General features: G+C 33.2%; 10 protein-coding genes. 2 read left to right on the top strand and 8 right to left on the bottom strand.

All coding sequences use genetic code 11. From position 1 onward, the window contains the following. Positions 1-6 precede the first annotated feature (6 nt). Positions 7-1008: a DNA polymerase III subunit delta gene (gene holA / locus RM520_RS08480; protein WP_311387704.1), complete on the top strand. Its 1002-nt coding sequence runs from the start codon at positions 7-9 to the stop codon at positions 1006-1008. Here holA and RM520_RS08475 read toward each other — a convergent pair whose 3' ends face one another. The 6 genes from RM520_RS08475 to RM520_RS08450 all read right to left on the bottom strand — a co-directional run bounded on the left by RM520_RS08475 (position 1009) and on the right by RM520_RS08450 (position 4732). After that, positions 1009-1389 carry a DoxX family protein gene (locus RM520_RS08475; protein WP_311387703.1) on the bottom strand — a complete coding sequence of 127 codons (381 nt, stop codon included), beginning with the start codon at positions 1387-1389 and terminating at the stop codon, positions 1009-1011. A 92-nt stretch (positions 1390-1481) separates the two neighbouring features. Further along, positions 1482-2354, bottom strand: coding sequence for a GIN domain-containing protein (locus RM520_RS08470; RefSeq protein ID WP_311385276.1), 873 nt, complete (start codon positions 2352-2354; stop codon positions 1482-1484). Between the two features lie 6 nt (positions 2355-2360). Further along, positions 2361-2750, bottom strand: a complete 390-nt coding sequence (locus RM520_RS08465) for a CBM20 domain-containing protein (protein WP_311385275.1) — start codon at positions 2748-2750, stop codon at positions 2361-2363. Then, complete coding sequence (locus tag RM520_RS08460; RefSeq protein WP_311387702.1) at positions 2747-3241, bottom strand: hypothetical protein; 495 nt, start codon at positions 3239-3241, stop codon at positions 2747-2749. Before RM520_RS08460 ends, RM520_RS08465 begins: the two co-directional genes overlap by 4 nt. A gap of 3 nt (positions 3242-3244) precedes the next feature. Beyond that, positions 3245-3736: a DoxX family protein gene (locus RM520_RS08455; protein WP_311387701.1), complete on the bottom strand. Its 492-nt coding sequence runs from the start codon at positions 3734-3736 to the stop codon at positions 3245-3247. 108 nt (positions 3737-3844) lie between these two features. Further along, a complete protein-coding gene (locus tag RM520_RS08450) occupies positions 3845-4732 on the bottom strand; it encodes a helix-turn-helix domain-containing protein (RefSeq protein WP_311387700.1) in 888 nt (295 codons plus the stop codon). A 429-nt stretch (positions 4733-5161) separates the two neighbouring features. Between RM520_RS08450 and RM520_RS08445 the strand changes: the two genes are divergently transcribed. Next, positions 5162-7939, top strand: a complete 2778-nt coding sequence (locus RM520_RS08445; RefSeq protein ID WP_311387699.1) for a M16 family metallopeptidase — start codon at positions 5162-5164, stop codon at positions 7937-7939. 30 nt (positions 7940-7969) lie between these two features. Here RM520_RS08445 and RM520_RS08440 read toward each other — a convergent pair whose 3' ends face one another. Next, positions 7970-10381 (bottom strand): alpha-ketoacid dehydrogenase subunit alpha/beta, encoded by a 2412-nt coding sequence (locus tag RM520_RS08440; RefSeq protein WP_311387698.1) that lies wholly within the window; start codon positions 10379-10381, stop codon positions 7970-7972. 158 nt (positions 10382-10539) lie between these two features. Next, complete coding sequence (locus RM520_RS08435) at positions 10540-13395, bottom strand: gluzincin family metallopeptidase (RefSeq protein ID WP_311387697.1); 2856 nt, start codon at positions 13393-13395, stop codon at positions 10540-10542. Position 13396 lies beyond the last annotated feature (1 nt).

The raw sequence follows: 13396 nt of genomic DNA, 5'->3' as shown, positions 1-13396 counted from the left end.
TTTTAAATGGAAGAAGCTAAGCGCATTCTAAACGATATTAAAAATAGAAATCTAAAACCGATATATTTTTTGATGGGTGATGAGCCCTTTTATATTGATGCAATTTCAAATTTTATCGCTAAAAAAGTATTGACTGAAGCTGAACAAGGTTTTAATCAAATGGTTTTATATGGGAAAGATACAAGTGTAAATGAAATCGTTTCAAATGCAAAGCGCTACCCAATGATGGCAGATTATCAGGTTTTAATTATTAAAGAAGCACAGCACTTGTCAAGAACCATTGAGCAACTGGCTAGTTACGCTGAAAACCCTCAAGCAAATACTATCTTGGTGATGTGTTACAAATATAAAAAGTTAGATAAGAGAAAAGCCGCGTATAAGATTTTATCAAAGAACGGAGTTGTTTTTGAAAGCAAAAAATTATATGAGAATCAAGTGGCTGATTGGATAAAGCGATTATTAACTGCTAAAGGCTATCAAATAACACCCAAAGCAGCAGCATTATTAGTTGAGTTTTTGGGAACAGACTTAAGTAAAATCAGCAATGAACTTGAAAAACTATTCTTGGTTATTGAAAAACAAACAGAAATTACGCCAAGCCATATTGAACAACATATTGGAATAAGTAAAGACTTTAATAATTTTGAATTAAAAAAAGCAGTTGGGGAAAAAGATATAAAAAAAGCAACTCGAATCATTAATTATTTTGCCCAAAACCCGAAAGACAATCCTTTTGTTGTAACTATTACTCTTTTAAATAGTTTTTTCACCCAATTATTGCAATATCATGGAATGAATGACCATTCACCCAAAGCTGTTGCTCAAGTGCTTAGAGTGAGTCCTTATTTTGTTGGAGAATATCAAACGGCTGCAAAGAATTATCCCATGCGAAGTGTAAGCGGTATCGTATCTGGTTTAAGAAAGCTTGATTTAAAAGGCAAAGGGGTAGGTTCACAAAATATGTCGCAGCAAGATTTATTGAAAGAACTCTTGACTGTTTTATTTTAATTATTTTCTGTCTAGGCTATATTTTCCTGGACCTATCAATCCAATTACAAGAAAAATCACCGCATATAAAATAGCTAATTCTTTTTTTGTAAAAGGATCTGCACCATGTTGTACAAAAGCTGCCACAAACATGGTTATAAAGGCTGGTATCGCAGCAAATCTTGTTTTAAATCCAACAATAATTAAAATTGGTGCAACCACCTCTCCAATCACTGCTAAGAACAGAGAAGGAGCCTGTCCAATGCCTATTGGATCTGCAAAAGCAAAATCTCCTGCCATTAATTTTTGAAACTTACCAATACCGTGAACGAACAGCATCATAGCTGAAGGAACAATTCTTAAAAGTGCAAAACCTATGTGCTGTAAATCTTTTGATTTCATCTAATCGGGGGGATTTGATGTTACAAATATATTTTTTTTTATTAAACCCTAGAAATTCATTGCATTATAGATATTCTAAGGAATTAAAAGCGTTAAAAAAGGTTTACTATTTTATTTTCATCAGAAAATTTAATCTTTCTGATGAGTGTTTTCATGCCTAGCGTTCCAACTTTATAAATTTTAGTTCCGGTGGTCCAGCTCTCTTTTCGTGTACTACCAGGCATCATCGGAAATCCGTAGCTAAATTTTCTCCCATTGGGTTTAGGGCCAACCACATAAAAATTATAACGATTATTACTATTGTTTTTAATTTTAAAATTAATGTATCGGATCTCCGAAACAGCTGAATTATTGCTAAGAGCTTCTTTAATGTTTCCTTTAATTTTATTTGGTTTACTTTTTAATTCAAGAACGGCGGAGTTACTTAATTTGGCATTTAGTAATTCTATAGGGGCTACTATACCTTTTCCATCTCCCCAGATATTTAAATTAACAGTATTACACTTTACTTTTGAAGCATCAACAGTTCCATTTTCAGCATTTACATTTAATGTTTCAACTTTACCATTTAGGCGTATCGTTCCGTTTAATGCCGAAACAGCAAAATTATTTTTTGATACGTTATTTATTTCGATGTCGTTATTGGTGCCATTTTGAATCCAATTTAGATTTGGGGCACCTATTTTAATAATCATTTCTACCGAAGGCTGAATCCATTTTAGTTGGCTTAAGTTTAGTTTTCCATCTACAACTTCAGCATCAATATGTTTAAAAAGGTTATTGTCTGCCGTAATGGTCATTCCTTCTTTGCCTGCAACATCCACTATAATGTTGGCGTATAAACCTATCTCAAGTTCTTCAAGATTCTCTACATGAAAAAATCTTGTATCAATTTTTTTGTTTCCTTTTACTTGACCAAGGCCACTTATTGAAATAAAAAAAAGTAAATATGTGATTGCTTTCATGATAGTTTAATTTATAATTTGCTTTCCATTTTCCTTGTTAAAAATACCCGAGTAAGTAATACGTTCTGGTTTATATTCAAAGCGTATTCTTCGGTTGGGTTGACCATTTAATTCAATCTCTTCGCCATTATTCACAAACTTGAATTCTACACTATTTTGAGCAGTTTTTTGTGATAGTGTAACTTCAAAAATACCATCTCCATTGTTGTCTTCCATAGGTACAACTTCTGACCAAGGTGGACTCGTAAATTCACCTTTTAACCCAACTTGATTATTATGAGTAGTTTCATTCATGTCAACCTCAAATGTGACTTCTTTTAAGTGCTCTTTCTGAACACAACTGGTGAGCATTAAGACTATTAAGAATATCTTCAAAATTGCAATTTTTGTTTTCATAGTTTAATCTTTTTTAATGTTATTTTGTTTCTTATAAAAGTTTGATGGGTTCCAATTAATTGAACTTCTTTAGTTATTATTACTGACGATACCCCCAGTTCGTAAAATTTGTAAAAAATAGCTTTCTGTCCATTATCCCTTCCATTATAACTCGTTTTCACTAGAAGGCTTCCGTCTTGTCTTCTTTCTATATTATCAACCTTTTCGTTACCAAAATAGGTTCCTTTTTTGCGTAATTTGATTACACTCTTACTATTGGCTTTAGGTTCGTTTGGGTAAGTTGTGAGTAGATTTACAGTGTTGTTTTTGATTGAAATAGTAAGCGAAGTTGGTATAAAAACTTCTTTATTGTCACTATAGTTTACATACATTAAACTACCCTGCCAATTACTGTTATTTAAAAAGTTGAAATCTTGAATGGTAAGTACATTTGATTGTGATAAAAGAACATTGCTTAAAGCCCAAATACTTAGAATTATTAGTTTTTTCATGAGTTAAGACTTATTAATTTTTTTAGCAATTAAATGATCAAAACCAAAGCGGCCAGAACCAAAGTACAGATTGTAAATAGCGAGCCATAAAAAGCTCATGGCTGGTAACATGCTCCATGTTCCTTGTCCCCATTTTTGCATAAAAATAGCTACCAGCATTGTGCACATAATTAGAAACGAAGCTAATCTAGTTTTTAATCCGAATGCCAAGAACAATCCTCCAACGGCTTCACTAAAGGCTCCCATCCATGCAAAGAAAACTGGCATTAAAGCGAATATACCCCCATAGGCTGCTACGTCTTTAGGAAACCAAGCTGCAACTTCAAATAAGTTCAGATTTTGACCATCTGGAGTCCACGGCATCCCAAATTTACTTGCTCCAAAATCTATGGCAAGTAAAATGCCAGATATGAATCTGATGATGCCAAATGTTAAATCTGCAAACCAATGCTTTTGTAAAATAGGGGTGATTAAAGTTTTAAGAATATTTTTCATGACTATTATTATTTTGATGAGTCAAATGTCATGATTGAAAGGGAGTCTTGCGACTCAAATAAAAATAGTAGGTCTCAAATACGATTTGAGACGTCTTAAATTATTTTTTTAGACTACATTTTTGCTTTTCAAATAATCGGTTGGAGAGAAGTCAGTTATTTTTTTAAACACCCTATTAAATGTAGCCTTACTATTAAAACCACATTCAAAAGCCAAACCTAATAATGAAAGCTTTTGATGTTTATCTTCTTTTAATAATTGCTTAAACTCATCTACGCGGTATTTATTAATGAAGTCATTAAAATTAATGCCAAAGCCAGAATTGATAGTTTCTGATAACTGAGCTCTGGTCATATTTGTCTGCTTTGCTAAATCGGCAAGATTTAAATCGGGGTTTAAGTATGGCTTTTGATCAATCATCAACGTATGAAGATTGGTTATGGCCTCCTTTGAAAAGGGTTTTTCCTTATCAGATATTTCAGGAATACTAACTCTATTAGGCGCAAAAGAAAAGTTAAGCTTTTGAAGCTTAGTGGTATCTGTAAAAAAACCTTTTACGCCGACATAAATTATTATAAGTGCCATGTAAAAATTCATCCACCATTGCTGCAAATAACTTAATTCAACAATATACTCATTAATGATTGTTTGTATAAAATCATACAAAAAGAGGATCGCATATAAAATCAAGAAGCTCAAAATCCAGTTTAATTCAAGCTTATAGGTATTAGAAAAGAACTCTTTAATTTTTTTCCGGTAGATATAAAATAATTGAAATGTAAACGCCAAATACAAGAGATTTTGAAAATAACTAAATATGCCATAAATGGATTGAACATAAAGCTCATCTAAATTAATTTTTAAATAGCCATTTTGAGTATCATTAAATCCTGATAAACTTGAATCATAAACATAAATAACAAGCCGGTAAATTATGATAGCTATTGCTGGTGTAAAGTGGAGCCAATCTTTTTTCCGAAACTTGAAAGCAGTCATCGTTATTGATTTCAAGTATAGATATATTAATGGCAATATAGCTACCGACATAGGTATTAAAAAATAATTGATTTTAGTATTTCTAAAAGTATTATACCATCCCATAAATCCAACAGTATAGCAAGTTTGTTGATAGCAAGTGATAAACAGAATTAAAAATAAAAACAAGTCAGACAGATTCCTCTTTTTGAAATATCTATTCAATAGAAGAAAGGCAAATATTAAGCCCTGAAGCGATAGAATTAGTAGAGGAGTACTACGAATATTAAAATCTGGAAAAGCTAAAAACACAATAATTTGTTGACTTGTTTCTAATGTAATAATTCCATTTCTTTTTACAATAGAAAATACTGTGAAATGTAAGCTTTGCTAAGAACTGAACAATTAGTTATCTTGTAGAAATCATAATTATCAATCAAATATTTAAAAATGAAAAAAATTATTTCCTTTTCGATAGTCCTTCTATCGATTGTTCAATTAGGTTTAAGTCAAGACTTTGAGTTTAAAGCCAGTGACATTGAAATTGCTTACGAAAAATTTATTTTACCAAATGGGTTAACCTTATTGGTTCATGAAGATCATAAAGCACCTATTGCGGCTGTGAATGTATGGTATCATGTTGGTTCTAAGAATGAAAAGCCTGGTAAAAGTGGGTTTGCTCATTTATTTGAGCATTTGATGTTTAATGGAAGTGAAAATTATAATAAAGATTATTTTCAAGCCTTAGAAAGTATTGGTGGTACGGATTTAAACGGAACAACCAATAATGACCGTACGAACTATTTTCAAAACGTACCTGTATCTGCTTTGGATCAAGTTTTGTTTCTAGAATCTGATAGAATGGGGCATTTACTAGGTGCTATAGACCAAGAACGTTTAGATGAACAGCGCGGAGTCGTGCAAAATGAGAAAAGGCAAGGTGAAAATCAGCCTTATGGAATGCAATGGGATTATCTTACGAAAGCCATGTACCCTAAAGGACATCCATACTCTTGGACAGTAATTGGTGAAATGGAAGATTTGAATGCTGCTTCATTAGAAGATGTTCAAGAGTGGTTTAAAGCCTATTATGGTGCGGCAAATGCTGTGGTAGCTGTCGCTGGAGACATCAATCCAGATGAAGTATATCAAAAGGTTTTAAATTATTTTGGTGATATACCTGCCGGGCCAACCATTGAAAGACAAGAAGTGAATATTCCCATCCATAATGGCGATACATATCAAGTATACCAAGATAGAGTGCCAGAAACTAGGGTATTGTTTGCTTGGAATACACCAGAATTTGGAGCTAAAGAAGATTTACATTTTGATTTAATTTCTTCGGTACTTTCAAGTGGCAAGAATTCTAGACTTTATAAGAAGTTTGTATACGAAGATCAAACTGCAAGTAGTGCAGTAGCTTTTCAGGCTTCATCTGAAATAGCTAGTAATTTTGTCACTTATTTAAATGTCAAACCTGGCCAAGATGCCGATAAATTAAAAACTGAGTTAGAGGCCGAAATCAATAAGTTCATTGCTAATGGACCAACAGAGCAAGAATTAAAAAGGGTCAAAGCAGCTTATTTTTCAGGATTTATTAAAGGGCTTGAGCGAATTGGTGGCTTTGGTGGTGTTTCTGATATTCTGGCCTCTAACGCTACATATCATGGTGATGCCGCTTATTATAAAACACAACTAAAGTTTATTGAAGAAGCAACAGCTGAAGATCTAAAGAATACTGCTAAAAAATGGTTAACTAGAGGTAAACATATATTAGTTTGTAATCCTTTTCCAGAATTCACTGTGGAGAAAACGACTGTTGACCGCTCAAAACTACCTGAACTAGGACCACAGAAAAATTCAAGATTTCCAGAGCTACAAAGAGCTGAATTGTCGAACGGTTTAGATATTGTTCTTGCAAAAAGAACAGGGGTGCCAACAGTAGTAATGAGTCTTATTGTTGATGCAGGATATAAAACAGACTATTTGTCTAGTCCAGGTAGTGCTGCTTTAGCAATGAATTTATTAGATGAAGGCACTAAATCCATGTCTTCTTTGCAGATTAATGAGAAATTACAATTGCTAGGTGCATCATTAAGTACGTTTTCGAATCAAGATTTATCAAATGTCGACATGACGACTTTGAAACAAAGTTTTAATTCAAGTTTAGACTTATTTGCAGATGTAATTTTAAATCCTATTTTTCCAGAAAGTGAATTTAGTCGATTACGTGCTGAACAGATTAATAATATAAAAAGAGAAAAATCACAACCCTTTTCAATGGCCTTACGAGTAATGAACAAATATATGTATGGTGAAAATCATCCATATAGCAACCCATATACAGGTACAGGTTATGAAGAAACGGTAGAAAAACTGACTAGGGAAGATGCCGTTAAGTTTTATGATACTTGGATTAAACCAAACAATGCTACCATTTTAGTTACTGGTGATATCGATATGAATGATTTAAAACCAATGTTACAGAAGGCTTTTGGTAAATGGAAGAAAGGAGCCGTTCCTTCTGTTTCTTTTGAAGCCCCTGAGACTAATTCAAAGAATACTTTGTATTTAATGAATAGACCTGAATCGGAGCAATCCATTATTATTGCAGGTCATTTAACCGAAAAATACGGTGGACTTTCTGAAGTTGCAATGGATCAAATGGTTAGTATTATTGGGGGAGACTTTACTTCGAGAATAAATATGAATTTAAGAGAAGATAAGCACTGGTCTTACGGAGCTGGAGGACTTGTCCTGGGCTCTAAGGAAGAAAGACCGTTTATTGTATATACCTCAGTTCAAACTGATAAAACGGCAGAATCGGTAACTGAAATCAGAAAGGAAGTTTCTGAATTTGTTAGTACACGGCCGGCTACCATGGAAGAAGTTGAGAAGGTAAAAACAAATCAAGTTTTGAAATTACCTGGACAATGGGAAACGAATAGCTCTGTCAATGCTTCGGTTAGGAATATGATTCGTTATAATCTACCTGATGATTATTATCAAAACTATGATAAAAATGTACGGGAACTTTCTGTAGAAGATGTTAGAAAAGTCAGTAAACAAGTTATAAAACCTGAAGCTGTAAATTGGTTTATGGTAGGTGATAGAGCTAAAATCGCAAGTAAACTTGACCAATTAGGCTTTGATAATATCATAGAAATTGATGCAGATGGCAAACCAATTGTGCCAGCAGTAAAAACAGATACTGAGATAAAAAATTAAAATATATGCGGGGCATTTGCCCCGCTTTTTTTATCGAAGTTTGGGATAATTATTCGGATCTGACTCATTCATAATTTCATAAACCTTTTCGAAAATATCTTCTTCATTAGGTTTAGAAAAATAATCACCATCCGTTGCATAGGCCGGTCTATGTGCTTTAGCTGTTAAGGTTTGTGGAGCACTATCCAAATATTGATAACCTTTTTGATTTTCCATAATGTGCTGCACTAAATAAGCAGAACACCCGCCTGGTACATCTTCATCAACAACCAACAAACGATTTGTTTTTTGTAAGCTTTTGACGACATCATGATTCAAATCGAAAGGGAGTAAAGATTGCGCATCAATTACCTCAGCATCAATACCAACCTCCTGTAAATCCTTAGTGACCTTTAGAACAATACGCAAGGTAGAACCATATGATAATATAGTGATATCGGTACCTTTCTTCATTGTTTCTACAACGCCAATTGGAGTACAAAACTCACCTAGGTTATTTGGTTTAGGCTCTTTTAAACGATAACCGTTAAGACTTTCAACAACTATTGCAGGCTCATTACCTTTCATTAAAGTGTTATAAAAACCTGCTGCTTGTGTCATGTTACGAGGGGTAAGAATATAAATACCTCTTAATAAGTGTATTAAACCACCCATCTGCGATCCAGAATGCCAAATACCCTCTAATCTGTGCCCTCTAGTTCTAATAATAAGTGGTGCTATTTGTTTTCCAACCGTTCTATATCGTAAGGTAGCCAAATCATCACTTAAAGTTTGGATAGCATATAAGATATAATCTAGGTATTGTATTTCAGCAATTGGTCTTAGACCCCGCATCGCTAAACCAATACCTTGACCAATTATCGTTGTTTCTCTAATACCAGTATCGGCAATTCTGTATTTGCCATATTTTTTTTGCAATCCTTCAAGACCTTGATTAACATCACCAATATTTCCGGTGTCTTCACCAAAAACTAAGGCTTCTGGGTATTTTGAAAACAACGCATCAAAATTATCCCTTAATACCATTCGGCCATCTATCTTTTCAGGTTCTGAATCATATATGGCCTTAACTTCCTTGATATTGGTTGCCTTATTAGGTAATTCACTAAAAAGTTCTGAACTGAATTTTATCTGACTTTGATTAACAAACTGATTAATCCAATTTTGTAATTCTAATTTGGCATTCGTACTTTCCCCTATTAAATAGCGTAACGCTTTTCGCGCATGTGACGCTAAATCCTTTTTTAAAGGTTCTTTTATTGCAATTAAATCATTAAGTATTTTAGTAATAAATACTCTATTAGGGCTTTTACTTGCAGCATTATTTAGGAGCTGAACTAGAACTTTTTTGTTTTCCCTATGAGGAATAAGAAACTCTGACCAAGCTTCTTGTTTTGCATTTCGGACTTCTTGTTTACAAGATTTTTCAATCTCATTTAATTGTTCTTCAGTAGATATGTTTTTATCTAATATCCACTCCCTAAAGCGTTTATTACAATCATTTTCGCGTTCCCATTCTAATCTTTCAGCATCTTTATATCTTTCATGAGATCCAGAAGTAGAATGCCCTTGTGGCTGGGTAAGTTCAGTAACATGTATCATTACTGGAACATGCTCTTCACGAGCAATATCTGATGCGTTTTCATAAGCATGAATAAGTGCAGTATAATCCCATCCTGGTACCTTTAATATTTCAAACCCTTTGTTTTCTTCATCACGTTGAAAACCTTTTAGAATTTCAGAAATATCGCTTTTGGTTGTATGAAACTTAGCAGGTACTGATATCCCATATGCATCGTCCCAAATACTTATAACCATTGGAACCTGCATAACACCAGCAGCATTAAAGGTTTCAAAGAAATGACCTTCACTTGTGCTAGCATTACCTATGGTACCCCAAGCTACTTCATTTCCTTTATTTGAAAATTTATATTGATCAATACCCTCAACATTACGATAGAATTGAGAAGCTTGAGCTAAGCCCAATAATCTAGGCATTTGACCAGCGGTACAGGAAATATCTGCACTGCTATTTTTTTGTTTGGTTAAGTTTTTCCAAGTACCGTCTTCATTGATACTATGGGTCATAAAATGCCCGCCCATTTGCCTACCGGCACTCATTGGTTCTTTACTGATGTCTGTAGTGGCATAAAGTCCATGAAAAAATGCCTTTGGGTTCAAATGCCCTAATGCCATCATAAAAGTCTGGTCCCGATAGTAACCACTTCTAAAGTCGCCCTTTTGAAATGCCTTAGCCATAGCTAGTTGCGGCAACTCTTTTCCATCACCAAAAATTCCAAACTTAGCTTTCCCAGTGAGTACTTCTCTTCTTCCCAATATACTACATTCTCTGCTTAAAACAGCAAGCCTATAATCACCTAAGATTTGAGCTTGAAAGTCATCAAACGAAATGTCGGTACTTGTATTTGGGTCAGTTTTCATTAAACTTTGAAGAATTTGTGCAAAATTACAAAAAAGAGTGCTTTTATGCTAATCAAGTTCAATCCATTTTATTCATAAAATCACAAAATATTGTTATAAATAACGAGAATATTAAAAAATAATACCTAAAAATGAGAGGTATTTTATCAATTCAACAATTAAAACCAACGTCTGGTAAAAAGCCCTGTAAGTGTTCTTGGGCTAATAGTTACAACGAATCTTATCGTATTTGCATAATTTGGTTGTGCAATTTCCCAACCATTATTTGAATAAATAGGAAAGTATAATTCAAAATAATCAGTAACAAGATTTAACCTTACCCCTGAGTCATAAACAAATCGAGCACGTTCGTCTTTATCTCCGATGAAACCAACGTCTCCATATAATTCAATCCAGCGCCATAAATTAAAACTTGCATTTGTAGTAGCTATCCAATCACTCCCAAATTGATCTTCAAACTGTGATTTAAACCCACCTTCAGCAATAATTATTTGCTGACTCGTTAGTCCACTATCTTCTGAACGACCTAAATAGCCTAAATCAAACATATAGTCTGTAGGTCTATCTAGAGCAAAACTAAAAAAATCAGAGTCTGATTTATTTCTTAAAAACTTACCGGCATAGAATCTTAAATTTAACTGCCTGTTACTTTCATATAGCTTTCTATATTCTAATTCAACTGCCAACTTGGTAAATTCGCTAGAATGCTGAAAATCGATTAAAGAAGATTTATAATTGACGATGTTATTGTCCAGGTTTCTGTACCGAATATTAAAAACACTGTAATCAGGATTATTTTCTAAGTCCAAATCGATACCATCATCTAAAAGCACACCTTCATCAATACTTCTGAATACATTGCGATGCCTAAAAAGTAATGATTGTCTTCTATTAGACCTCAAATCACTCGGTCGCCAACCAAAACTAATAGCAGGTGTAATAGTTGTAAATCTTGAATTTGTTTGAAAATGATTTGTACCACCGCTTATAGAGTAATTTGAAACAAAAAGTTTACTATCGCCATGATATTTTCGATACCTTAAACTGGCATTACCAACCATAGTACGCTCTAAAAAAGAGTATTGTGGAGCAATGTCATAAGTGAATTGTCGCTCTAAAAAAGTTTTATTATAAATTCTTAAACCTGGTGTTATTCCATCGTAGATATTAAAATTGGCTATTGGAACATAAAAAACCTGGGTATAGTAGGGGTCTTCGGTATCTTTAAAAAATCGGAACTGCAGTTTTTTATTACTTGAGAAAAAACCATTAAGGGTTTTCCAATTGTCTCTTTGATTGAACTCAGGTATTTTTTGATCATAGTTCAAAACCAATCTATCTTCTCCTAATCTTGGAATTGTAAAGGTTTTAGAGCTATCTATATCAGAGAACCAATATTTCGATACAACCGAATCTTTTTTAAGCCCGAATAGCGAAATTGGCACATTAGTTTTTCGCTTATTCTTTATGGTAAAAGTGATTGATTCTTCAGTTTTTTCTAGTTTTTTGATTTTAAAATCAATTTTTTTACGTGTACTAACATATTCATTAAAAAACCAATCTATCTCATCATTAGAACATTGTTTTAAAACTTGTTTAAAATCAGAAACCTTAGTTTTTGCTTGTAATTTATGAACATCGTAAAAATCTATAATCGTACTGTCTACTCTTTCCTCGCCAATATAATCTGCTAGATAGGCTAACCCAAGACCGGCTTTGTATCTATTGGCTATTTTTTGATTCAACCGTGTTAAAGAATCATTAGATGTTATTAGTGATTGATCAATATTTCTTCTGGCAGGTAACATTTGTAAAAGGTTATACTGCTCATTAAAATCCATTTTTGCCAAATGAAATCCACGAACACCCCAAACATTGGCAAGTTTGCCTATTAGCTTTTGATTTGGATAGTTAATTTCAACATATTTAATCATTAAATAGTTTGCAATGGCATCATTTACCCAACGTTCTTTTCTTGGGTTTAAAAATAGGGTCTCTTGTAAAAAACTATTTAAGGTAGTCTTCAAAAACATCATTTCAAACTGAAATTTTTCTTGATAAGGCCTTACGAAAGAGGGTAGCTGATTTAAACCGTAAAGCGGATTCTTACTATATTCTAATTCACTAACTAATAAGTTTTGATGAGGATACCTACCCAGATTCTCATCTAAGAAGTGAGCAACTTTGTTAATAGAAATACCTTGGGAAATTTCATTATATTTAGAGGATTCGATATCAGTTGTAACGGTAAGAACACCAGTCACGTGCTTCGTAAATTGTTTTTCAATAGTTAAAAGTATGTCGCAATTTTTTCTATTTGAACCACTCAAACTTATTTGTTGTCCATCAGGAAAACTTGTCACCAAATTGTAGTCAAAGTTTGAAGCAAGGAAGAACCCTTCTGGAAAAATAAAATTGATTTTCGTATTGGCGATACCTGTATATATATCATCCAAGCCTTTATTGGAATATAATTTCCATTCATTATCAAAAACAGCTGGACTTAAATACCAATCTTTTAGATTGTAACTACCATCTGAACGATGGCCGTATTTTGTGAATTTTGCATCTGGCAATTGTACTGTATATGATAAAAATAACTCAATACTTTCACCAGCTAAGAGTGGTTCTTCTAAGGTAATCTTAATCAGGTCTTGCATATTGGTTCTTTCCCAATCAAGCCCTTGATATTCTTTATTTACAATACTTTTTATAATTGTAAAACCTCTTTCTTTATTTTTAGCAAGATGTAAACTCCGATCAAAATCTTCACTAAAATGCTTAGATAGCGGTGTGGTATTGTTTGCATAAGCATTGTTCCAGTCATTGAAATACAAAGTACTCAAGTTTGTCTTTGAATTGTTTACATAAACAAACCGTTGTTTAATTTCAATTTGGTGTGATGTACTATCGAGAGTTGCTGTAAGCTCATTAATATGCTGCCCATAACTAGAAAATGCAAATAAAACCAATGCGAGATTGGTACATAAAAAAAGAAGTTGGGCTTTTCTCAAT

Source organism: Croceitalea vernalis, assembly GCF_031846405.1.
Lineage (GTDB): Bacteria > Bacteroidota > Bacteroidia > Flavobacteriales > Flavobacteriaceae > Croceitalea > Croceitalea vernalis.
The sequence above is the reverse complement of the archived record's forward strand: the minus strand, read 5'-3'. Positions and strand labels throughout refer to the sequence as shown.

Bases quoted from the DNA above. Each gene is read 5' to 3' on its own strand.
- RM520_RS08475 (WP_311387703.1), bottom strand. From the start codon at position 1,389: ATGAAATCAAAAGATTTACAGCACATAGGTTTTGCACTTTTAAGAATT.
- RM520_RS08470 (WP_311385276.1), bottom strand. From the start codon at position 2,354: ATGAAAGCAATCACATATTTACTTTTTTTTATTTCAATAAGTGGCCTT.
- holA (WP_311387704.1), top strand. From the start codon at position 7: ATGGAAGAAGCTAAGCGCATTCTAAACGATATTAAAAATAGAAATCTA.
- RM520_RS08450 (WP_311387700.1), bottom strand. From the start codon at position 4,732: ATGACTGCTTTCAAGTTTCGGAAAAAAGATTGGCTCCACTTTACACCA.
- RM520_RS08455 (WP_311387701.1), bottom strand. From the start codon at position 3,736: ATGAAAAATATTCTTAAAACTTTAATCACCCCTATTTTACAAAAGCAT.
- RM520_RS08440 (WP_311387698.1), bottom strand. From the start codon at position 10,381: ATGAAAACTGACCCAAATACAAGTACCGACATTTCGTTTGATGACTTT.
- RM520_RS08465 (WP_311385275.1), bottom strand. From the start codon at position 2,750: ATGAAAACAAAAATTGCAATTTTGAAGATATTCTTAATAGTCTTAATG.
- RM520_RS08445 (WP_311387699.1), top strand. From the start codon at position 5,162: ATGAAAAAAATTATTTCCTTTTCGATAGTCCTTCTATCGATTGTTCAA.
- RM520_RS08460 (WP_311387702.1), bottom strand. From the start codon at position 3,241: ATGAAAAAACTAATAATTCTAAGTATTTGGGCTTTAAGCAATGTTCTT.